The organism is Pseudomonas purpurea (genome assembly GCF_039908635.1).
Taxonomy (GTDB): domain Bacteria; phylum Pseudomonadota; class Gammaproteobacteria; order Pseudomonadales; family Pseudomonadaceae; genus Aquipseudomonas; species Aquipseudomonas purpurea.
On sequence record NZ_CP150918.1, the window covers coordinates 1678070 to 1703776 of the forward strand.

At 60.8% G+C, this 25707-nt stretch carries 4 protein-coding genes; 3 read left to right on the plus strand and 1 reads right to left on the minus strand.

Translation table 11 applies throughout. From position 1 onward, the window contains the following. Positions 1–4: 4 nt before the first annotated feature. Positions 5–604 (minus strand): papain-like cysteine protease family protein, encoded by a 600-nt coding sequence (locus tag AABM54_RS07575; RefSeq protein ID WP_347904656.1) that lies wholly within the window; start codon positions 602–604, stop codon positions 5–7. A 627-nt stretch (positions 605–1231) separates the two neighbouring features. Between AABM54_RS07575 and AABM54_RS07580 the strand changes: the two genes are divergently transcribed. From AABM54_RS07580 to AABM54_RS07590, 3 genes are all read left to right on the plus strand, one after another. Then, positions 1232–13078: a filamentous hemagglutinin N-terminal domain-containing protein gene (locus tag AABM54_RS07580; protein ID WP_347904657.1), complete on the plus strand. Its 11847-nt coding sequence runs from the start codon at positions 1232–1234 to the stop codon at positions 13076–13078. Positions 13079–13408: 330 nt separating this feature from the next. Further along, on the plus strand, positions 13409–25225 hold the full coding sequence (locus AABM54_RS07585) for a filamentous hemagglutinin N-terminal domain-containing protein (protein WP_347904658.1): 11817 nt from the start codon (positions 13409–13411) through the stop codon (positions 25223–25225). After that, positions 25222–25674: a hypothetical protein gene (locus AABM54_RS07590; protein WP_347904659.1), complete on the plus strand. Its 453-nt coding sequence runs from the start codon at positions 25222–25224 to the stop codon at positions 25672–25674. Before AABM54_RS07585 ends, AABM54_RS07590 begins: the two co-directional genes overlap by 4 nt. Positions 25675–25707: the final 33 nt, after the last annotated feature.

A 25707-nucleotide genomic window follows, 5' to 3' on the forward strand; every position in this document is an offset into this window, starting at 1 on the left:
CCTCCTAGTTTTTCCGGGTGAAGTAAGTGGTTGTCCAGTTGCCACCGCCGTTGTACGAACCGGGGAAGGAATTAAGTGCCCGTGTGGAGTAGCCATAGATGGAATCTGCCACGGAAACATAGTTGCCATTAGTGCCATAAAACGTCAGGAAGTGAGCGCCGCCGCCATACCAGGCCACGCGCACACCAATGGGCTTGCCCTGGTTGATCTGGTTCTCGATCGCCGACAGTTGGAGGGTCCCCTGGCTCATGCTGGCAAAGCTGCGAGTGGTCCTGAGGGACGAATCCAGATAGCCATAATTATTGCAGGGACCTGGCTGGTTGCAGCACGAGTTTCGACCCTGTTCCGCATTGGCGACACCGCACTGAGTCCACGACCCGGTGCCGTAATAGTTGCCGACAGACGCCGAAACAGCCGCCCAGCACCAGTTGGTTTGCGTTTGCTTTTGCATGGTGAAGTTGAGATTGGCAGAGGCAAAACTTGCCTGTTCTACCGAGCTGTCAACGTCATCAAGTTCAAGGGTTACAAGATCACTGGACAAGCAATGCGGGAGTGCTTCACCAGTGGCCGTACTGCCAAGTTGTGTTTCTTCTGTGTTTAACATGTTCATCTTCCCTGAGTGAAAGTCAGTAGTGCGTTTGAATACGTGCAGCCTGTTGTCATAACGCGTTTGCATTGGGTGAGAGATCGGCTTATGCGGGTTGCCCTGTTAGAGGGCGGGCTCCGATCGGGTCTCGATGTAACCTTAGGAGTTGATATGCGTTAGCGCAAATAAATAAATGCATTTATGCAATATTGTGAAAATTTCAGCCGGATACGCATACGCAAACCTGATTTTCAGGGCCGCGATGTCTTTGGGTTGAGGGGCGAACGTCTGGAAAAGATCAACCTATGGCCGCAAACGTGCGGTCTAGAGCCATCGCTGAAAAAGTCAAAATCAGCTTGTTGACGCCAGAATGATGGCGCCTTAGCATCAAGCCATCATATTGATATCAGTTGTCGTTTCGAAGGATCGAACTCACCCCCATGGCCAACGTGCGCCGGGGTGTTTGTCACTGATGGGCCGCGCATTTGGGCCGCTTCCTGGCCTCGCTCTTGCGTCGTTTCGCACCCCACTCCTTTGAAGTATTACGCCCTGCTGATGCCCTGTGTGCTTCCAGTAGCCCGACCGTTTTTGCCTTGGATTTTTCTATTTAACTAATTCGCACTCTTGCCAACGAGATCCCCCGACATGGATGTCCGCCAACTTGCCTTACTGGCTCGCCAGCCTTCTATTGCCCTCATTTCCCGGGAACACTTCCTGGGCTTGCCGAAACGGGGGGTGGCATTCTTGCTGGCCAACGTCATGTTCTGGCAGCCAATGTGGGCCCAGGCGGACGGGATCGTGGTGAGTGCGCCGGGGACCACGCTGGATCACGCGGGCAACGGTGTGCCGATCGTCAACATCGCGACGCCCAACGCCAGCGGGCTGTCCCACAACAAATTTCATGACTACAACGTCGGCACCAACGGGATCATCCTCAACAACGCCGCGACCCAGACTGTCGCCACCCAGTTGGGCGCGAACATCGTCGGCAACCCGCACCTGAAGGCCAGTGGCTCGGCGCAAACCATCCTCAACGAGGTCAACGGCGGCAGCCCCAGCCAGTTGCGCGGCTACACCGAAGTGGCGGGGCAGTCGGCCCGCGTCATCGTCGCCAACCCGTACGGCATCAGTTGCAACGGCTGCGGCTTCATCAATACGCCACGTGTGACGCTGACCACCGGCAAACCGATTGTGGACGGCGGCCGGCTCGAGCGTTTTCAGGTTGACCAGGGCAGCGTGTCCATCGACGGCGCCGGGTTGAATGCGACCAACGTCGAGCGTTTCGAAATCATCACCCGCAGCGCGAAAATCAACGCCGAGATCCAGGCGAAAAACCTGACCCTCGTTGCCGGTCGCAACGACGTCGATGCACACACACTCAATGCCACTGCACGGGCCAATGACAGCAGCGCGAAACCGGAACTGGCCATCGACTCTTCGGTGCTGGGCGGCATGTACGCCGGCGCGATCCGGCTGGTGGGCACCGAGGCCGGCGTGGGCGTGAAGCTCGACGGCAAACTGATCGCCAGCGGTGGCGATATCCAGCTCGATGCCAACGGTCATCTGCGCATGGCCGACACCTCGGCCAGTGGCGCCGTCAACATCGCCGCCAACAGCCTGGAGGCCCAGGGACCGGTCTACGGCACGGCGCTGAACGTCAACACCCAAGGCGCGTTGACCAACCAGAAGACCCTCGCGGCCCGTGACAGCATCACGCTGAGCAGCGGCGGACAACTGACCAACAACGGCGTCATCGAGGCAGGTGTCAACGCCGACACCAGCCGCAACGCCAGCGGCGATGTCAGCCTCGGCGCGCAGAACCTGAGCAACCGCAACAGCGTGATTGCCAGCCGCAACCTGACGGTCAACACCGCGCAAACCCTGGACAACCAGGGCGGAACCCTCAATGCGCAGCAGAGCCTCAACCTCACGGTCGCAACCCTCGACAACCAAAACAAGGGCCGGGTGCTCAGCGCTGGCGGTCTGGCGATCAATGCCAATCAACTGCTCAACAGCCAGGGCCAGATCACCAGCAACGGCGCACTCAATGCGACCCTCGGCCATTTGAACAACACCCGTGGTGAACTCAACAGCCTGACTACCGCCACGTTGCGCGTGGCCTCGCTGGATAACGTCGCGGGTCTGATCAGTGCCGGTGAACGGCTGGACATCAACGCCAGCGGCGCACTGAATAACCAGAGCGGCCGCCTGGCCGCCGCGCGGCAAATCACCCTCGGCGCCGCCAGCCTGGACAACAGCCAGCAAGGTTCGATCGTCAGTCAGGGCACGCTGGACGTGACCGTCAGCGGCAAACTGGCCAACCAGCAACAAGGCAAGATCGAAGCCAACGGTGCGGCACGCCTGACCGTCGGCAGCCTCGACAATCAACAAGGGGCGAGCCTCACCAGCAGCAACACCCTGAACCTTACAGCGGGCCAGGTGAACAACAGCGAGGGCGGCAAAATTGCCAGCGCCCAGACACTGACCGCCAGCGTCACTGGCCTCGATCAACACGACAAAGGCCAGCTCTACAGCAACACCGACCTGAGCCTGGACCTCAATCATGGTCAGTTGAACAACCAGAACGCCTTGATCAACGCCCCCGGCCAGTTGGTGTTGAAAAATCTCAACGGCGTCGCCAACCAGGGCGGCGAGATTTCCAGCCTGCACGCCTTCACGCTCGCGGCCATCAGCCTGGATAACAGCGCTGGCAAGGTCCTGAGCCAGCAAGCGCTGACCCTGCGCATCACGCAGGACCTGAACAACCACAATGGCCGGATTTCCGCGCTCGGCGTGGATGCGCAGGTCGGCAGCCTCAACAACACCGACGGCACGTTAAGCAGTGACGCCGACCTGACGCTTCGCGCCGACGGTGTGGTGACCAACACCGACGGCGAAATCTCCAGCGCCGCCAACACTCGCCTGACCGCTGCCAGCCTGGTCAACCGCAACGCCGAAGTGCTGGGTGACAAGGCGTTGAACATCGACCTCACGGGCGCACTGGATAACCGCAACGGCGTGCTCGGTTCGGGCAAGCAGGTGGACATCAACGCCGCCAGCCTCGACAACCGCGACGCCGGCAGTCTGGTCAGTGACGGCAGCCTGACGGCCCGCATCACCGGTTTGCTGGACAACCAGCATGAGGGCGAACTGCTCGCCAAAGGCCTCATCGACCTGAGCACCGGCAGCCTGGATAACCGTGGCGGTCGGGTGACCGGCCAGGACCTGCTGACCTTGCGCAGCGATTCGGCGGACAACCGTGGCGGCCTGATGCGTGCCGACAAGGACCTGAAACTGGCCATCGGGCAACTGGATAACCGCGACAAAGGCGTGATCAACGGCAAGGCCGCCATCGACCTCAAGGGCACCGGTTTCGACAACCGTGGCGGCTTGCTCACGGGCGTCGGCCCACTGACGTTGCAGGCCAAAGAGGTGCAGAACGCATTAGGCCGGATCGCCAGCCAGAGTGACCTCACGGCCAGCATCGACACCTTGCGGCAACAGGGTGGCGCGCTGGTTGCCCAGGGCAACCTGAGCCTGACCGGTAGCCACCTCGACAACCGTGATAGTGGCCTGGTGGGCACGACCAAAGCGCTGACGCTGAACGTCGGCGAGATCGACAACCGTGCGGGCGAACTGTCCGCCAGCGAAGGCGTGAGTGTCACCGGCCAGCGCCTGGATAACAGCGAGGGCGGCAAGTTGCTGGCCGGCGCTGACCTGTCCTTGCAGGTTGCGCGACTGATCAATCAGAACAAGGGCCTGATTCAGGCCAAGGGCAACACCACGCTGACCGGCAGTCGTCTGGACAACGCCCAAGGCACCCTCGACAGCCTGAAAGGGTTGGACATCACCCTCGACGACGCGCTGGACAACGGCAAAGGCTTGATCAGCAGCGAAGGCCGCTTGAACGTCAACGTCGGCAGCCTCGACAACACCGGTGGCAACCTTGGCAGCGCCGATAACCTGGCGCTGACCAGCCGTGGCGCGGTGCTCAATCAGGGCGGGTCGATCAGCACCGACGGCACGCTGACCCTCAACAGTGCCAGCCTGGACAACAGCCAAAAAGGCCAGGTGTCCGGTAAAGGCGCGACACAAGTCACGACCGCTCTGGTCGACAACAGCCAGGGCGGGCACTTGATCAGCGGCAGCACCCTGGCGCTCACGGCGACTCAGGTCAACAACGCCAAGGGCCGCATCGCCAGCGATCAGGCGTTGACCGCGAAGGTCACCGGTCTCGACCAGCAGGGCGGTGAGCTGTTCAGCAAAACCAGCCTGAGCCTGGACCTCAATCACGGCCAGTTGAACAACCAGGGCGGTTTGATCAACGCCCCCGGTGCCTTGTTGCTGAAAAACCTCAACGGCGTGAACAACCAGAAGGGTGAGATTTCCAGTCAGCAAGCCTTCACCGTGGCCGCGCGCGAGTTTGACAACAGTGGCGGCAAACTGCTGAGCAATCAGGGCCTGACCCTGCGCATCGCGCAGGCATTGAACAACATCAAGGGCTTGGTTTCCGCCGCCTCTGTCGATAGCCGCAGCCAGATGCTGGACAACAGCGACGGCCTGCTCAGCAGTCGCGGTCGTCTCGATCTGCTGGTCGACAGCACCCTTACCAACCAGCGTGGCAGTGTGATCGCCGACGGCGCGTTGCTGCTGACCGCCGACACCCTCGACAACCACAGCGGTGAAATCGCCGGCAAGGCTGACGTCACCGCGACGCTCAAACAACTGGATAACCAGCAAGGCAAACTCATCAGCACCGAGACCCTCAGCCTGAGCGCGAACAGCGTGGACAACCGCCAGAGCGGTTTGCTGGGTTCCAGCAAAGCCCTGAATCTGAACGTCGGCGCGCTCGACAATCGGGGCGGTGAATTGACCACCAACACCGACCTGACGCTGGTCGGCAACTCACTCGACAACAGCGACGGCGGCCAGGTGTTTGCCGGCAAGGCGTTGAGCCTGACGCTGGACCAGTTGCTCAACCGCAACAAAGGCCTGATCGATGCCCGCACCATACTGGGTGTCGATGCGCGACGGCTCGACAACAGTGGCGGTAACCTCGTCAGCCTACAGGGCACGCGGCTCAACCTGACCGGTGCGTTCGACAACCGCGCCGGCAAGGTCAGCAGCGAAGGCGCACTGAGTGTTAAAACCACTGAACTGAACAACACCAAGGGCAGCCTCTCCAGTGCCGGCAACCTGACACTTGCCAGCGATGGCCGCCTCGACAACCAGGGCGGTGAACTGCTCACCGATGGCGCCTTGAAACTCGACAGCGCCAGCCTCGACAACCGCGAGCAGGGCAGCATCAGCGGCAAAGGTCCGGTGACTGTCAGCACCGGTGCGTTCGACAACAGCCAGAACGGCCGCCTCAACAGTGGCAGCACCCTGAACCTCAACGCTGGTCAGGTGACGAACCAGGAGGGCGGGCGGATCGGCAGCGTGGGTGCGTTGACCGCGAAGGTTTCCGGTCTCGATCAGCAGGGTGGCAAGCTGTTCAGCAACAGCACCCTGAGCCTGGATTTGAATCACGGCCAACTGAACAACCAGGACGGTTTGATCAACGCTCCCGGCAGCCTGCTGCTGACCAACCTCAAGGGCGTGGACAACCAGGGCGGTGAAATCTCCAGCGCCCAGGCGTTCACGCTATTGGCGCAAAGCCTCAATAACACCCGCGGCAAACTGCTGAGCAATCAGGGCCTGACCCTGCGCGTCGCGGAGCTGCTGGACAACACCCAAGGCATGATTGGCGCGACGCACCTCGATGTTCACGCCGATAACCTGAACAACAACGGCGGCACGCTGACCAGCAGCGGTGACCTTGAATTGCAGGTTGACCGCCAGTTGAACAACCAGGATCAGGGCCTGATCCGAGCGACGCACAATCTCACGCTCAACACCGTTTTGCTCAACAACCAGAACAGCAGCCTGCTCGCAGGCAACGCCATGACCCTGAACGCGATGGCCATCGGCAACAACGCCAAGGGCCTGATCAACAGTCAGGGCGATTTGAGCATTACCTCCGACCGACTGAATTCCAACGACGGCGGCGAAGTCTCGGCCAAGGGCGACATCAGCCTCAATCTGAAAGCGTTTCTGCAAGAAGGCGGGCGCCTGCTCGGTGACAAAGCCGTGACCCTGAACCTGGCCGATGGCGACTTTGATAACCGTAAGGGGGTGCTCAATACCAAAGGCCCGTTGACCTTCAACAACCTGCGTGACCTGAACAACCGTGGCGGCGAGATTTCCAGCGACCAGGGTTTCACCCTCAACGGCCGAACCCTGGACAACAACGGCGGCAACCTCATCAGCCGTCAGCAACTGAGCCTCAACGGTGCAGAGTTGACCAACCTCGGCGGGCTGATGTCCGGTTGGGAAGGTTTGAACGTGACCGGCGCCAGCCTCGACAACCGCTTCAGCGGTACGCTGTCCAGCCGTAACGGCAACCTTGGTGTGAGCCTGAGCGGCAACCTGCTCAACAACGACAACGGCGCACTGGTCAGCCAGGGCAACCTCAGCGTCACCGGCCAGTTCCTCGACAACGGCAACAAAGGCATCATCAGCAGCGGCGGCGGGCAGAAGCTCGACCTGAGCACGAGTATCAACAACAGCCAGGAAGGCCTGATCGACAGCGGCGCGGGGCTGGTGATCAACACCAACACCCTGGCCAACTCCAACGCCACGATCAATGCCCAGCAGGCGATCACCCTCAATGCCGGCGACCTGTACAACAGCCTCGGCAAACTGGCAGGTAATGGCGCGCTGACCGTCAACCTCAAGGGTGTGCTCGAGAACAGCGACGGCAAACTGGCCAGCGCCGGGCCGTTGCTGGTCAAGGACGCGACCGAGATTCAGAACCAGCGCGGGCAGATCGTCAGTCAGGATCAGTTGACGCTGCTGACCGGTGAACTGGACAACAGCAATGGCGGCACTATTGCCGCTAAAGAGACGCTGCGGGTCAACGCCACGGGCACGCTGAACAACGCCGGCACCGGGCTGATTCATAGCCAGAACGGTGACGTGCAACTGCGCGCCGCCAACCTCGCCAACCGCAACGGTGCGATCCAGGCCCAGAACGCGATGCTGCTGGCCATTGCCGGTGAATTCGATAACCAGAACGGCAAGATCATCGCGCAGACCGGCGACGTTAGCGTCTCTGCCGCGAACATCGACAACCGTGGCGGGGTGCTCGCCAGCCTCAAGGGCGCCCTTGAAGCGCGTGCCGTGGGCGTTCTGCGTAATGGCTATGACCTGAACAACAAGGGCGGCATCCTTCAAGGTCAACGCCTGAACCTGCAAGCGCTGGGCGGTTTCGGTAACAACGGCGGGCGAGTCTCGGCGCAAAGTGGCGACGCGATCATCCGCACCACCGACCTGGACAACCGCAATGGCGGCCTCTATGCCAAAGGGCTGGTCAGCGTCAGCGGTAATGCGTTCGATAACAGCACCGGGCAGGTCGCCGCCCATCGCATCGACTTCAGCCTCGGCGGCGCGCTTAATAACCGCAGCGGCATTCTTGAAAGCGACAGCACGTTGGCGGTCAGGGCGGCGAGCCTCGACAACCAGGGCGGCAGACTTCGTGCTCTGGGCGGCAGCGGCAAAACCGACTTCCAGATCGGCGGCCTGCTCGACAACCGCAACGGCATTCTGGAAACCGGCAACAGCGACCTGACCCTGGCGGTCGGCGGTTTCCTCAATGCCGGCGGGCAACTGCTGCACCTGGGCGACGGCACCTTCGACATTGCCACCGCCAACGTCACCGGCGCGGGCGGCAGCATCGTCACCCGTGGCGGCCTTACGCTCAACGCCGACAGCTGGACCAACACCAGCGTGATTCAGGCCGGGCGTCTGTACGTCAACGTCAACAATTTCAGTCAGGCCGCGGGCGGCCAACTCCTGGCGTCGACACGCCTGGAAGGGCGCGGCGGCCATTGGGCCAACGAAGGCCTGATCGCCAGTGACGGCAGCATGGACGTGCAATTGTGGGGCGGTTACAGCGGCAATGGCCGGGTCAGCAGCATTGGCGATCTCACGTTCGGTGCGGCGCAGATGACCATCAACGAGGCCGGTAGCGTCGCGGGCGGCGGCCTGACCAAGGTCAACGTCGGTGGGCAGTTGACCAACCTTGGGCGCCTGACGTCCAACAGTGGTCTTGAGGTCAATGCCGGTGTACTGAACAACTTCGGCACACTGGCCAGCGCCCAGAACATGCTGATCAATGCGCAGGCAATGACCAACAACCGGATTCGCCTGAATCAGGGCGCGTTGCTGTTCAGTGGCGGCGACATGAAATTCCAGGTCGGCACGCTGAACAACACCTACAGCGACATCTACAGCCTGGGCGGCATCAGCGTCCTGGGCTACAACGGTGCCGATCGGGCCAACCGCGTGGACAACCTCTCGGGCACTATCGAGTCCACCGGGGACATGTCGCTGAAATCGGCGGTGGTCAGCAACAAAATGGAGAACTTCAAGGTCAAGACCACCGCCGTGAGCTCGGCGGCCATTGGCGTGCGCTGCTTCAACTGCGACACGGCCAGGCCCAAGCGTCTGGACAGAGTCAATTCACACCTGGTGTGGCAGCAGACCTTCGATGTGGCTGTCGACGGTGATGCAGACGCCTCCAACATCATTGCCGGCAAGAACCTGAGCGTGACCGGTTCGGAGTTCGCCAACTCCAACTCCACCGTGTCGGCGGCGGGCAACATCACCATCAATGTGGACTCGTTCAACAACACCGGGACCGCATTGGGCGGTTACTCCAGCCTCAAATACATCAACGCCACGCCGTCGCTGGAGGTCTGGGCGCAGATCATGGAGTACAACCGCTACAACGACGCGGCGTACAACAAAAACCTGCACTTCTGGAACGCCGGCGGGCAGGAGTCGATGGAGACGCCCTGGACCAAGTCCAACCCTCACGTCGGTGAAATCTGGGAACAGATGATGGGCACCTACATCCTGAACACCGGGCAGGGCGGGTATATGAAATTTGGTGAATCCCAATACGCAACGGGGATTCGCACCCAGGCTCCGGCCGTCGTCCTGAACGCGACACCGTTCGACGAGAAAATCGTTGCCGCAGCGGCCAGCCGTTTTGTGCCGGCCATCGTGCAGGCGGGCGGTAACGTCACGATCACCGCGACCAGCAAAATCACCAACGGCGTCGAACGTTCCTTCAGTCCGGCCGCCACCGGAGCGCCGCGTGGGGCCGACACCCGCGCCACGGCGTCGGCCAAGCCGACCATCATCAACCTCAATCGCCAACTGCCGCCGGACCTCGCGCAGCAGCAGGTCAACCCGTTGGCCTTGCCGGGCTTCAGCCTGCCGAGTGGGCAGAATGGCCTATTCCGCCTCAGCGGCCAGGGCACCAGTTCGGGGGGCATGACGCCGGCCACCAGTGGCCCGCAAAGCTGGACGCTGGGCGGTGCGACGGTCAGCCCGTTGCAGCGTCAGGTGGACGTGCCGGGCATTGGCGGGCGGACAATTGAAGTGGCGCCAGTCGATTTGGTTGTCGGCACGGACCGTCAGCTGACGCAGCAAGCGCGTCAGGGCAGCGGTGTCGACGCCAGCGCCTCGGCCATCAATGTCGGTGCGCCGGCAGACGTTGGCTCGGGCGTTCAATTGCCTGGTCATAACAGCGCGACCGGTTCTATCGCCGCCAAACCTGCGGTCAGCGTTGCGCCGTCGACGTCGGTGCCGGGCAGTGTGCCGCCCGTGCAAACCCTGACTCGCGTGCAAGGCCTGCCCGACAGCAGCGTGCGCTCCAATCCGCACAAGTACCTGATCGAAACCAACCCGGTGCTGACCGACCTCAAGCAGTTCATGAGTTCGGATTACCTGTTGGGCAAACTCGGTTACGACCCGGACAAGGCCACCAAACGCCTGGGCGATGGCTTCTATGAGCAGCGCCTGATTCAGCAAGCCGTGGTCGAACGCACCGGCAAGCGCTTCATTGACGGCCAGACCTCCAATGAGGACCTGTTCAAGCACCTGATGAACAACGCCATCGCCAGCAAGGACTCGCTCAATTTGTCCGTTGGCGTGACCTTGAGCGCGCAGCAAGTCGCGGCGCTGACGCACGACATCGTCTGGCTTGAAGAGCACGAAGTGAACGGCGAGAAAGTGCTGGTGCCGGTGTTGTACCTGGCCCAGACCAACAACCGCCTGGCCCCCAACGGCGCATTGATCGAGGGCACCGACGTCAAGTTGATCGCCGGCGAAGACCTGCAGAACGCCGGCACCCTGCGTGCCAGCAACAACCTCACGGCGGCCGCGGGCAACAACCTGGTCAACAGTGGCCTGATCGAAGCGGGTAACCGCCTCGACTTGCTGGCCGGCAATGACATCGTCAACAAGTCGGGCGGGATCATCAGCGGGCGCGATGTGTACCTGGTGTCGGTCAACGGTGACATTCGTAATGAACGCACGGTCACCGAGGGCGGCTTCTCCAATCGTGGCTATACCCAGAGCCGTGAATACCTGGACAGCGCGTCACGCATCGAGGCCAGCAAGGAGTTGGGCTTCGATGCTGGACGCGACTTCAAAAACATTGGCAGCGTGCTGACCAGTGGCACCGACATGCGCATCGAAGCCGGACGCGATGCGAGCATCGTGGCGGTGGAGCAACACAACGCCGATTTCAACGGCACTCGCAGCAACAGCGTGGTCCAGGGCGGGTCGACCGTGACGTCGGGGCGCGATTTCGTGGTCAATGCCGGGCGCGACGTGACCGTCGTGGCCAGCCAGATCGACGCCCGGCGCAACGTGGAAATGAGCGCGACACAGGATCTGCTCATTTCCTCCGGCGCCGATGAAAGCCACTCCTACTACAAGTCGAAGAAAGTCACGGCCCAGGAAGATCACATCAAGCAGGTCGGCAGTTCGATCACCGCAGGCGGCAAGGCCGGGTTCACCTCGGGCAACGATCTGACGGTGGTGTCGAGCCGTATCAGTGCGGGCGATGAAGCCTATCTGGTGGCAGGCGATGACCTGAACGTACTGGCGGCCGAAGACTATGACTACTCACTCTACGACAAGAAGAAAAAGGGCAGCCTGGGGCGCAAGGAAACCCGTCGCGACGAGGTCACCAAAATCACCCACATCGGCAGCAGCATCAGCAGTGGCGGCGACCTGACGCTGGTCAGCGGGGGTGATCAGCGTTATCAGGTCGCCAACCTCAACGCCGGCAAGGACCTGACCATCAGCAGCGGTGGCGACCTGACGTTTGAAAGCGTCACCGACCTGCGTCAGGAAAGCCACGAGAAGAGCAAAAGCAGCCTGGCCTGGAATGAGGCCAAGGGCGCTGGCACGACCGATGAGACCGTGCGCCAGAGTCATCTGGTGGCAGCGGGCGACATGGTCATCAAGGCCGCCGGCAAGATTCAGATCGACGTGAAGGAGGTCAATCAGCAAACGGTCGCCCAGAGCATTGATGCCATGGTCAAGGCCGACCCGCAACTGGCGTGGCTCAAGGACATGCAGGCCAGGGGCGACATCGACTGGCGCATGGTCAAGGAGGTGCATGACCAGTTCAACTATGAAAGCTCTGGCATGGGGATGGGCGCGGCGATTGTAGTGGCGGTTGTCGTCACGGTGTTGACTGCGGGTGCCGCGAGCGCGTGGGTGGGTGGCATGGCGAGCGCGACGGCAGGCTCGGGTTCGGCGATGGCGGCAGCCGGAGTCGCAGGCACGGCAACGGCCGGGGTGAGCGCCGGCTTCGCTAACCTGGCGCTCACCGCAGCGATCACGTCCATGGCCAGTACCGCAGCGGTCAGCGCGATCAACAACAAAGGCAACCTGGGCGATGTGCTCAAGGAGGTTCTCTCCCCGGAAAACCTCAAGGGCTACATCACCTCGGCGGTTCTTGCTGGCGCCGGTTCCTACACCAGCGACTGGGGCCGGACCCTGACGGCGGAAGGCAATTGGGTCACTACCAGCGTCAACGACCGACTCAAGGCCTACGCGGTCAACACCGCCCTCAAGGGGTTGCTCACGGGTGATGACGGCGCCAAGTCGTGGCTGACCATCGCGGGTACCGGTGCGCTGGGGGAATTCTATGAGTACTCGACGGGGCGCGGTCCGGACATTCGGCCGGGTGTGGACCGTGCGGGTGGTGCTGAGTTTACCGAACTTCTTGGCGGGTTGGTCCCCAGGGAATGGATTGACGGTGTGCTGCGCGAGGGCAAGAACATTGGCCTGAACAAAGTCTGCGAAGCGATGCTGGCGGTGTGTCACGGGACGTTGATCAGCGATATCGCCAACCAGGTGCCAGGCATGAACGCTTTTGCCACGCTGCATGACACCTGGATGAACAAGGTCATTCTCAACAAGTTGGTGGAATGGAAGGCTGCAGGTTCTATTGGTCTGAAGCCCGACATGACCCTGTTCGAAAACCTCGGCACCATGCCGCCGGCGCTGGTGGTCAACTACGGTGCGCTGTATGACAAGTTCCGGCCACTGATCGAACAGACCAAACGCGAAGCGAGAAACTGACGGCGACTCACGCTCCTGCTCAAGACCCCTTGAGCGGGAGCGTGGGGGTGTCACCTCGGCCGGTTCTCAACTTTCAGGAAAACCTGTTCGTTTCCGAACAAAACCACACTCAAAGATTGACGTCAGAATAGTGGCAACTTAATATTGCGCCACTATTTTGATATCACCTCCTGCCTCTCGTGCTGTCGTACGACTCTGGCCCTTCCCTGGCCGCCAGCGTGCCCTATGCCATTACCTGAAAGACCGGACGTGCTGACCGCGCAGGCTTAGCAGCCCTTTGCTCGTGCGCGGATTTTTTCTTCTGATTTCCGCGATTTCGAGACCTTGAACATGGATGTGCGCCACCTGACCTTTCTGGCCGGTCAACCTGCTGCGGCCGTGAAAAACCGTGAACGCTTTCTGGGCATGCCCAAGCGGGGGCTGGCATTCTTGCTGGCCAACGTCATGTTCTGGCAGCCGACATGGGCCCAGGCGGGCGGAATCGTGGTCAGCGCGCCGGGGACCAGCGTGGGGCAGTCGGGCAACGGCGTGCCGATCGTCAACATCGCCACACCGAATGCCAGTGGTCTTTCGCACAACAAGTTCCATGACTACAACGTTGGCGCCAACGGGCTCATTCTCAACAACGCCTCGACCCAGACCCAGTCAACCCAACTGGGCGGAATCATCGTTGGCAACCCGAACCTCAAGCATAGCGGCGCGGCGCAAACCATCCTCAACGAAGTCAACGGCGGCAGCCCCAGCCAGTTGCGCGGCTACACCGAAGTAGCCGGGAAATCGGCCCGCGTCATCGTCGCCAACCCGTACGGTATCAGCTGCAACGGTTGCGGTTTCATCAACACCCCGCGCGTCACGCTGACCACCGGCAAACCGGTGCTGGACGGCGGCCGCCTCGATCATTTCCAGGTCGATCAGGGCAGTGTCACCGTTGATGGTCCGATGCTGAACGCCACCAATGTCGACCGTTTTGAAATCATCACCCGCAGCGCCAAAATCAACGCCGAGATCCAGGCCAAAGACCTGAGCATCATTGCCGGTCGCAACGACGTCGATGACCAAACCCTCAAGGCGACGGCGCGGGCCAATGACGGCAGCGCGAAACCGCAACTGGCCATCGACTCCTCGGCACTGGGTGGCATGTACGCGGGGGCGATCAAACTGGTCGGCACCGAGGCCGGCGTGGGCGTGAAGCTCGACGGCAAATTGATCGCCAGCGGCGGTGACATCCAGCTCGATGCCAACGGTCACTTGCGCATGGCCGACACCTCGGCCAGCGCGGCGGTCAAGGTGAACGCCGCCAGCCTTGAGGTTAAGGGACGGGTCTACGGCACCGCGCTGGACGTCACGGCCCACGGCGATGTGACCAACCACAACACCCTCGCGGCCCGTGACAGCATCACGCTGAGCAGCGGCGGACAACTGACCAACAACGGCGTCATCGAAGCCGGTGTGAACGCCGACACCAGCCGCAACGCCAGCGGCGATGTCAGCCTCGACACGCAAAACCTGAGCAACCGCAACAGCGTGCTCGCCAGCCGCAACCTGACGGTCAACACCGCGCAAACCCTGGATAACCAGGGCGGCACCCTGAGCGCGCAAGAGCACCTCAACCTCACGGCCGCAACCCTCAACAACCAGAACAAAGGCCGGGTGCTCAGCGCCGCCGGCCTGGCGATCAACGCCAATCAACTGCTCAATAACCAGGGCCAGATCACCAGCAACGGCGCGCTCAATGCGACCCTCGGCCACTTGAACAACAACAGCGGCGAGCTCAACAGCCTGACCACTGCCACGTTGCGCGTGGCCTCGCTGGATAACGTTGCGGGTCTGATCAATGCTGGTGAGTTGCTGGACATCACCGCCAGCGGCCTGCTGAACAACCAGAGCGGACAACTGACCGCCCCGCGCATCCGGCTCAATGCCGCACACCTGGACAACCGCCAGCGAGGTTCGATCAAGAGCCAGGGCGCGCTGGACGTCACCGTCAGCGGTCACCTGAACAACCAGCAAAAGGGTCGCCTGGAAGCCAAAGGCGCGTCGCAGATCACCGCAGGCAGCCTCGACAACAGCGACGCCACGCTGGGCAGCGACACCGACCTGACGTTGAAGGTCTCAGGCGCCTTGACCAACGTCGACGGCAACATTTCCAGCGCTGGCACTACCCGGCTCACCGGCAGCACGCTGAACAACCGCGATGGCCAGGTGAGCGGCGATAACGCACTGAACATCAACCTCAGCGGCGCACTGGACAACCGCAACGGGCTGCTCGGGTCTGGCAAACAGGTGGACATCACCGCCGCCAGCCTCGACAACCGCGACGGCGCCAGCCTGGTCAGCGACAACCGCCTGACCACGCACATCAGTGGCCTGCTGGATAACCGCAACAAGGGCGAAGTGATCGCCAAGGGCGTCGTCGACCTGCACGCCGGCAGCGTCGACAACCGTGGCGGTCAATTGACCGGCAAGGACCTGCTGACCCTCACCAGCGACTCGGTGGACAACCGTGGCGGCGAGATCCGCGCCGACAAGGACTTGCACCTGGCGGTCGGGCACCTGAACAACGCTGACAAAGGTCTGGTCAGCGGCAAGGCGCGCGTCGACTTCATCGGCAAGCGTCTGGATAACCAGCAGGGGCAGTTCACCGGCGCCGGGCTGATGACCCTCAACGCGGCCGAAGTCAACAACGGCCAGGGCCGCATCTCCAGCCTGAGCGACCTGAACGCTGAAATCACCGCCCTGAAACAACAGGGCGGCTCGCTGTTTGCCAGCGGCAACCTGACGCTGACCGGCGCCAGCCTGGATAACGGCAAGGGCGGTTTGGTAGGCGCCACAAAAGCGCTGAAACTCACCGTCGGTGACATCGACAACCGGGGCGGCGAAATCTCCTCCAGCCTTGGCCTGAACGTGAAAGGCCAGCGCCTGGACAACAGCGACGGCGGCAAGGTGCTCGGCACCACCGACCTGGAGCTGAAGGTCGCGCAGGTGATCAACCAGAGCAAAGGCCTGATCCACGCCAACGGCATTGCCAGCCTCAAGGGCACCCGGCTGGACAACCTCGGCGGCAAGTTCGACAGCCTGAGTGCACTGGACATCACCCTCGACGACGCGCTGGACAACGGCCAAGGCCTGATCAGCAGCGAAGGCCTGCTGACTGTCAATGCCAGCAGCCTGAACAACAACGCCGGTCGTTTGAGCAGCGCGGGCGCGTTGTCGCTCACCAGCCGTGGCGTGGTGCTCAATCAGAGTGGTTCGATCAGCACCAATGGCGTACTGACGCTCAACAGCGCCAGCCTCGATAACCGCCAGAAAGGCCTGATCTCGGGCAAAACCGCGAATCAGGTCACCACCGGACATTTCGACAACAGCCACGAAGGGCGTCTTACCAGTACCGGGACTCTCAACCTCATCGCAGGCCAGGTCGACAACGCCACCGGCCGCATCGCCAGCGATCTGGCGTTGACGGCCTCGGTGACGGGGCTGGATCAGCAGGGTGGGGAGCTGTTCAGCAAGTCCGGGTTGAGCCTGGACTTGAACCACGGCCAGTTGAACACCCAAGGCGGTTTGATCAACGCCTCGGGCAACCTGCTGCTGAAAAACCTTAACGGTGTGAACAACCAGAAGGGTGAAATCTCCAGCCAGCAGGCCTTTACCCTGGCCGCGCAACAGCTCGACAACAGCGGTGGCACACTGCTCAGCGATCACGCCCTGACTCTGCGCATCAACCAGAAACTGGACAACCTCAAGGGTGTGATCAGCGCGGCCGCACTGGACAGTCGCAGCCAGACGCTGGACAACACGGACGGCCTGATCAGCAGCCACGGCCGCCTCGAACTGGTGGTCGACAACGCCCTCACCAACCAGCGCGGCAGCCTCATCGGCGACGGCGCCTTGCTGTTGAACACAGGCACTCTGGATAACAGTAGTGGCGATATTTCCAGCCAGGCTGACATCATCGCCACCCTCAAACACCTGGACAACCAGCACGGCAAACTTATCAGCACCGGCGCATTCAACCTGACGGCGGCTTCTGTGGACAACCGTCAGGGTGGTCTGTTGGGGGCAACCCAGGCGCTGACCCTGAACGTTGATGCGCTCGACAACCGTGGTGGTGAGCTCTCCAGCCATGCCGACCTGAACGTCATCGGCAAGACCTTCGACAACCGTGCGGGCCACCTCTCCAGCTTGAAGAACACGCGCGTTCAACTCAGTGGTGAGCTGGACAACCGTGAAGGACGGCTCAGCAGCGAAGGCACATTGAAGGTCGACGCCGCGCAACTGTTCAACGCCAAGGGCAGCCTCTCCAGCGCCGGTGACCTGACGCTCAACAGCGTGGGGCGTGTCGATAACCAGGGCGGCGAACTGGTCACCAACGGCATGTTGAAACTCGACAGCGCCAGCCTCGACAACCGTCAGCAAGGCAGCATCAGCGGCAAAGGCCCGGTCATCGTCACCACCGGCGCGTTCGACAACAGCCAGAAAGGTCAACTCAACAGCAGCAACACCCTGGACCTCAACGCCGCTCAGGTGACTAACCAGGACGGCGGGCGGATCGGCAGCGATGGCACGTTGACCGCCAAGGTTTCCGGCCTCGATCAACAGGGCGGCAAGCTGTTCAGCCTGAGCACCCTGAGCCTGGATTTGAATCATGGCCAGTTGAACAACCAGAACGGTTTGATCAACGCCCCCGGCAGCCTGCTGCTGACCAACCTCAACGGTGTGAACAACGACGGCGGTGAAATCTCCAGTGCCGAGGCCTTCACCCTGGCCGCCAAAAACTTCGACAACAGCAACGGCAAACTGCTGAACAATCAGGGCCTGACCCTGCGCATTGCCGAACTGCTGACCAACACCAAAGGCCTGATCGGCGCCGCCAAACTGGACATTCACGCCGCCAACCTGAACAACGATGGCGGCACCCTGACCAGCCGCAGCGACCTGGACGTGGGCGTCGTCCAGGAACTGAACAACCTCAATCAGGGCCAGATCAGCGCCGCGCAAGACCTCACCCTCAACGCATTGCGGCTGAACAACCACAACAGCCGCGTGCTGGCGGGCAACAACCTGACCCTGAACGCGTCCCACGTCGACAACAGCACCCAGGGCCTGATCAACAGCCTGGGCACGTTGAACATCACGGCCAATGGACTGGACTCCAGCGACCGCGGCGAAGTGTCGGCCAAGGGCGACATTCGTCTGGACCTCAAGTCGCTGGTGCAAAACGGTGGCCGCGTGCTCGGTGAAAAAGCCGTCACCCTGGACCTCGCCGACAACGACTTCGACAACCGCAACGGCCTGCTCAACGCCAAAGGCCCGCTGACCCTCAAGCGCCTGCATGACCTGCGTAATCAGGGCGGCGAAATCTCCAGCCAGCAGAGCTTCACCGTGGCTGGCCAGATGCTGGACAACACGGGCGGCTCGCTGATCAGCAACGAGCAACTGACCCTCAACGGTACGCAGTTGATCAACCGGGGCGGACTGATGTCCGGCTTGAAAGGGCTGACGGTAACCGGCGCCAGCCTCGACAACAGCTACAGCGGTTCGCTCTCCAGCCGCAACGGCAACCTGGGCGTGGACCTGAGCGGCAACCTGCTCAACAACGATGGTGGCGGCTTGGCCGCTCAAGGCAACCTCAACGTCTCTGGCGCGTTACTGGACAACAGTAACAAAGGCGTCCTGAGCAGCGGCGGTGGACAGAAGTTCGACCTGAGCACAGGCATCAACAACAGCCAGGAAGGCCTGATCAGCAGTGGCGCGGGGCTGGTCATCAACACCCACACCCTGACCAACGCCAACGCCACAATCAACGCCCAGCAGGCGATCACCCTCAATGCCGGCGACCTGGACAACAGCCTCGGCAAACTGCTCGGCAATGGCGCCATGACCCTGGCGCTGCACGGCGCGCTCGACAACAACGAAGGCAAAGTTGCCAGCGAAGGTCCGCTGCTGATCAGCGGCGCAACCGAGGTCAAAAACCGCATTGGCGAACTGGGCAGTAAAAAAGCACTGACCCTGCGCACCCTCAGCCTGGACAACAGCGGCGGCACCCTCGCGGCAAACGATGCCCTGATTCTCAAGGCCTCGGGCACTGTGCAGAACAGCGCCAAAGGCCTGATCCACAGCCAAAACGCAGACGTCAGCATCGAAGCGGCCAGCCTGCTCAACAACGGCGGCGCGATCCAGAGCCAAAGTGGCCTGACCCTCGACATCAGCGGCGACTTCAACAACCAGCTCGGCAAGGTGATCGCTCAAGCCGGCGACGTCAGCGTCAAAGCCGCCAACATCGACAACCGCGGCGGGGTGCTCACCAGCCTCAAGGGTGCCCTTGAGGCGCGCACCGTCGGCGTGTTGCGTAACGGCTATGAAACCAACACCCGCCAGGGCGGCCTCATTCAAGCCCAGCGCCTGAGCCTGCAAGCCCTGACCCGTCTGGACAACGCAGGCGGGCGCCTCTCGGCGCAGGCCGGCGACAGCGTCATCAGCAGCGCTGACGTCGACAACCGCAACGGCAGCCTCTACGCCACGGGCCTGACCAAGGTTACTGCGGGCACGTTCGACAACCGCGACGGCCAGGTCGGCGGCAACCGCATCGAACTGGGCCTGAGCGGTGCCCTCAACAACCGCAACGGCCTGATCGAAAGCGACGGCACCTTGGCGGTCAACGCGGCGAGCGTCGATAACCAGGACGGCACACTGCGTTCTCTGGGGGCGACGGGCAAAACCGAGTTTCAGATTGGTGGGGTGTTTGATAACCGGAACGGCTCGTTGGAAACGGGCAACAGCGACTTGACGCTGGCGGTGGGTGGTTTTATTAACGCAGGGGGGCAGCTGCTGCACTTGGGCGAAGGTAACTTTGGCCTTTCCCTGGCGAATGTCACGGGGGCTGGCGGCAGTATCGTCACCCGTGGTGGCCTGACCCTCAACGCCGACAGCTGGACCAACACCAGCGTCATCCAGGCCGGGCGCCTGTACGTCAACGTCGACAACTTTGTCCAGACGTCCACCGGGCAACTGCTGGCTTCGACCTTGTTCGAAGGCCGTGGCGTGAACTGGACCAACGATGGTTTGCTCGCCAGTGACGGTGACCTGCGCATCAACCTCAGCGGTGCCTATAGCGGTAACGGTCGGGTCAACAGCGTCGACAAACTGACCTTCAGCGCCGCTAGCCTGAACCTCACCAAAGACGCTGCCATTGCGGGCGGTGGCCCGAGCAGCCTCAACATCAACGGCCCGATCATCAACTACGGCCGTATCACTTCAGACGACAACCTGCAGATCACCAGCGCCTCGCTGAGCAACTTCGGCACCGTTGGCAGCGGCGAGAAACTTACTCTCAATACCCCTGAACTGCTCAATCAGAACGGCCTGATCTTCAGCGGCGCCGACATGCAGTTGAGCACCAACCGGATGACCAACCGTTTTGGCGACATATACAGTTTCGGTGGTTTAACGGTCGCTCAAAATGCAGCAGGTGCAAGGGCGGATGTAGTCGAAAACATATCCGGCACGATTGAGAGTGCCGGGGATATGCGTTTGTTGGCCACCTCGATTACCAATCGCAAGGATGTGCTGACACTGAAGGACGAGCCAGTAGACAGCTACATCGACCACCAGTGCACCCATTGCGAGGATGAGTGGAATGTTTGGTATTACATCCACGAAATTCATAGGCAGGCCGTCGACACCGATTCGCCTATCGCCTTTCTGACGGCGGGCGGCAATCTGGAGGTCAAGGGAAGTAGCTTCCTGAATCGCTACGGTTCTGTGTCTGCGGTGAAGAACATCAATGTTGCCGTCGACTCGTTCAGCAATGAGGGGGCGAACCTCCTCATGACGGAGTACGTCAATCACTACAAAAACCCGGATAATCGAGAGCCTGGTCGTATTTACCTGAACCTGACGGCTCCGGGGGGCGCGGTCTACGAGTACAACAAGTACAACTCGAAATACCTCACGCAAGAGCGCATGGCTAATGGCGAACCTTTCCATAACAATCCGGGCCTCAGGACCGGGGAGCTCAACCCGAATTACAACCCGGCGCAGATCCTTCCGGCGCCAAGAGCTGTAACCAAATATGGTTTGTTCAAGCCATACAAGTATACAGGGACCACAGGGAGCAACATCGCCGCTGTCATGCAAGCCGGTGGCAACATCAGCATTGCTGCGACAACGGTGCTCAACACGGGCCTCAAGACAGAGAAAGTCAAGATCGTCAGCCGTAACCGTCAGGTCGATGCGACGGGTGTCACCCGCGCGATAACGCCTGTTGCTTTCGTGATCAACAGCCAGCTCCCCCCTGACCGGGCCCACCAGCGCGTCGACCCCCTGACACTGCCAGGCTTCGTCATTCCGCAAGGCCAGAACGGCCTGTTCCGCCTCAGCGAAAAAACCGCCAACACCGGCTCCGCAACGGCGACCACCACGGTTCCGCAAAACTGGACCCTCGGCAGTGCAACGCTGGGCCCGATCCAGCGCCAGCAGGACCTGCCCGCCACGCTGGTGCGGCCTATCGAGATCGATAAGGTCGCAACCGTAGCGGCCAGTGATCGGCAACTGACCCCGACCATTCGTACGGCTGCCGGCATCGACGCGGCCCCGTCGGTGCTCACCCCGGTCGCGCCCGATCTGCCCTCGACCGGCCCGGTGTTGCCCACCCACCCCCGCGCTGCCGACACCACCGGCCAGCCCACTGTGGGCGTGACCCTGCCGCCGCACGATCAGAGCATCGCCCGCGTCACCGGTTTGCCCGACACTCACGTGCCGGTCAAATCCCACAACTACCTGATCGAAACCAACCCGGTCATCACCGACCTCAAGCAGTTCATGGGTTCGGACTACCTGCTGTCCAACCTCGGCTACGACCCGGACAAAGCCGTCAAACGCCTGGGCGACGGTTTCTTCGAACAGCGCCTGGTGCAACAAGCGGTGGTTGCCCGCACGGGCCAGCGTTTCCTCGACGGCATGACCAACAACGAGGACATGCTGCGGCACCTGATGGACAACGCCATCGCCAGCAAAAACGAACTCAACCTTTCGGTCGGCGTGAACCTCACTTCCCAGCAGGTCGCGGCCCTGACCCATGACATCGTCTGGCTCGAAGAAGCCGTGGTCAGCGGTGAAAAAGTCCTGGTGCCGGTGTTCTACATGGCCCAGGCCAACAACCGTTTGGGCCCGATCGGGGCACTGATTCTGGGGCAGGACGTCTCGATCATTGCCGGCAAGGACCTGAACAACTCGGGCACCCTGCGCGCCACTCGAAACCTCACCGTCAACGCGGTGAACGACGTGGTTAACACCGGGCTGATGGAAGCCGGTAACCGCCTCGACGTGCTGGCCGGCAACGACATCGTCAACCGCAATGGCGGGATCATTAACGCCGCCGACGTGAACCTGTCGGCCGTGATGGGCGACGTCGTCAACCAGCGCAATGTCACCCATGTCGACGGTAAGAACGGCAAGTGGACCTGGACCGACAGCTTTGTCGACAACGCCGCGCGCATTGAGTCCGCGAACAACCTGAACATTCAGGCCGGGCGCGACGTCAACAGCCTGGGCGGCGTGATGAGCAGCCGGGCGGACCTGACCATCAACGCCGGTCGTGACGTGAACATCGGCGCGGTTGAATCCCTGAACAGCATAACCGACGGCCGCGACCACCGCAGTTCGTCCATCGAACAGCTCAGCTCACAACTCACGGCCGGCCGCGACCTGCGCATCGACACGGCCCGCAACCTGCTGGTGGCCGCCAGCGACCTGAGCGCGGGCCTGGGCATGGACCTGTCGGCAGGCGCCAACGTGCTGATCACGGCGGCGGCCAACGAAAACCACTTCTACGAGAAAGGCCACGTCGCCAAACGCCAGACCGACCACGTCGAACAACAGGCCTCCGTGCTGCGCGCCGGCAACGGCCTGAACATCGCTGCGGGCGAAAACCTCACGCTGGTCGCCAGCAAACTGGACGCCGGCCAGGACGCCTACCTGGTCGCGGGCGAACAACTGGAACTGCTCGCTGCGCAAGACAACGACTACTCGTTGTACGATATGAAGAAAAAGGGCGGCTGGGGTGCCAAGAAAACCCAACGCGACGAAGTCACCCAGGTCACCAACGTCGGCACCGAAATCAAAACTGGCGGCGACCTGCTGCTGGCCAGCGGTGGAGACCAGAAGTACCAGGTGGCGAAACTGGAAAGCGGCAAGGACCTGACGCTGGACAGCGGTGGAGCGATCACCTTTGAAGGGGTGAAGGATCTGCATGATGAGAGCCATACCAAAAGCGATAACGACGCGTTCTGGAACTCCTCCAAAGGCAAAGGCAAGACTGACGAAACCCTGCGCCAGAGCCAGTTGGTCGCCAAGGGCAATCTGGTCATAAAAGCCGTCGATGGTTTGAACATCGACATCAAACACATCAACAAGAAAACCGTCAGCGAGACCATCGACGCGATGGTCCAGGCCGACCCACAACTGGCCTGGCTCAAAGAAGCCGAGAAACGCGGCGATGTGGATTGGCGGCAGGTGAAGGAGATTCACAAGTCCTTCAAATATCAAAACTCGGGGTTAGGGCCGGCGGCTCAGTTGATTATTGCAATCCTGATGGCGGCGTTCGTAGGCCCAGCGGCACTGGCTGCTGCGAGTGGCGGTGGGACGCTTGTCGCTGGCGCTGCTAGTGCTATAGCGACCAGTGCGGCGACGAATGCCGCCGTTAGTTTTGTTAACAATCGAGGAAATCTCGGCGCGGTTATGAAGGACGTAACGTCCAAGGAAAGCATCAAGGGCTACGTAGTCGCTGCCGCAACAGCAGGTGTCGCGCACCAGCTCAACTACAACCCGGGTAAGTTGGGTTTTGATGCAAAAAGCATTGGCACCGTGGCAGTCAAGGTCACCGCCGATGCGGCTATCAAAACTGCGGTTTACGGGGGGAGCTTTACCAGCCATCTCGCCAGCGCTGCCGTCGGGGAAGCCGTTGCAGTGGGCGGTGCCGTCGGAGCAGGAGCCATTGGCGATCTGACCATTCCGGAAGGTAGTTGGCAGAAAATCGCCCTGCATGCGGGCTTGGGAGGCTTGCTGGCTGAAGCAATGGGTGGTGATTTTCGCAGCGGAGCGCTCGCAGGCGGCGCCAATGAAGTGTTGGTCGGATTGCTGGGCGACAAACTTTTACCCCCAAACCTAGTGCCGGGCTCTGCGGAATATAACCAGGCCCAGGCTAATCTGCTCGCGCTTTCGCAAGTTGTCGGTGTATTAGGCGCAGCAGTTTCCGGTGGAGATGTCGGCGTTGGCGCTGCGGTAGCTGCGAATGCAACGCAGTATAATTACCTGACTCACCAAGCGTTTGATGAGGTCGATAATTGCCTGTCGGGCAAAACTTGCTCCACTCAGGAGCAGAAAGACGCGGCGATAGCGAAGGCGGAGGAGACCAGCGAATGGCTGGACTCGCAGATGCATAGCATCTGTGACAAAGCCCCGCAGAGTGACGGCTGCCGAGTGGCGGTTAACACAGCGATAAAATATGTTGCCATGCAGGATGCTTGGAATGTAATGCATAAGGATTTGGCGCGTTCTTCGCAAAATACGTTCAACTATCTCTACAATACGGACGGTGCGTCCGAACGTCTGGTAACCTATATGAACACCATCGACAATCGAGCCAATTTCTTCGGGGCTAGCAACATGTACGAACAAAAAATGGGTATCGGTAGCAGGTGGTTTGGTGGTGCAGAGATGGTTTCCAGAGCATTTGGGACTGGGTTGGGAGCCGACGGTAACGCGTCTTATGTATCCTTTGGTTTAGGCTGGTTCTTAGCTCCGGTTTATGACTGGCGTAAAGCTGCTGGGGATGCGCTGATTACTGGCGGTTTTAATAACTTCAAGAATCTATACAATAAGACTGTCACTGATCCTGTTGCCTGGGATATCAAACAATTGAAGGATGAACAGGCTATCTTGCAGCCCATTCATCAACAGTACTTGGAGGGGCGTCGCGGCTTTCTGTCGATTTCCAAAGTCATGACTAATGTTTCGGCTTGGCCAAATTCTATGTTTGAAAGAAAACAAGGTGTTGTTGGTGGAGTGAATGTTTTGGATTATAAGTCTAGAGTGGAGTTTGGTTGTAAGTTGCTGGGATACTCCAAAGGTCAGGGCTGTACACCATGAGTGAAATAAATTACCCACGTCGTAAAGTTTTTATGGCTTTCTTCCTTTGCCCCTTGGTGCTGGGTTTTTTTGCTGGTATTTTCAAATTCGTTACACTGATCGCCCATTTGGCGAGTAACCCACGGCTATTGGGCGAGGTAAGGGGGGCGGAACTACTGTTGATGCCGGTAGTGGCTCCGCTCATTGCACAGGTGGCGTTTTTCCTGCCATTTCTGGGGTTTGCACTGGTGGTCGCGTGGCTGAAAGTCAACAGGAGTCCGCGCAACTGTGTGGTTCTTTCCTTGGTGGGGGGCTGCCTTACCACATTGTGGGCATTGTTGTTTATTACAGTTGTAGTGCGCAGTGTGGAGGGTGCTCAGTTCTCAGATTATATTATTGAAATGTTCATGGTTTTTGTAGCATCAACCGCTACCTGCTGGTTGGCAGCGCGCTTTTTCTTGCCTGAATGAAATGTTGAAGCTGTTAGAGCGGAAAGGGACTCC

Coding starts and splice junctions, on each gene's coding strand:
- AABM54_RS07575 (WP_347904656.1), bottom strand. CDS start 604: ATGTTAAACACAGAAGAAACACAACTTGGCAGTACGGCCACTGGTGAA.
- AABM54_RS07580 (WP_347904657.1), top strand. CDS start 1,232: ATGGATGTCCGCCAACTTGCCTTACTGGCTCGCCAGCCTTCTATTGCC.
- AABM54_RS07585 (WP_347904658.1), top strand. CDS start 13,409: ATGGATGTGCGCCACCTGACCTTTCTGGCCGGTCAACCTGCTGCGGCC.
- AABM54_RS07590 (WP_347904659.1), top strand. CDS start 25,222: ATGAGTGAAATAAATTACCCACGTCGTAAAGTTTTTATGGCTTTCTTC.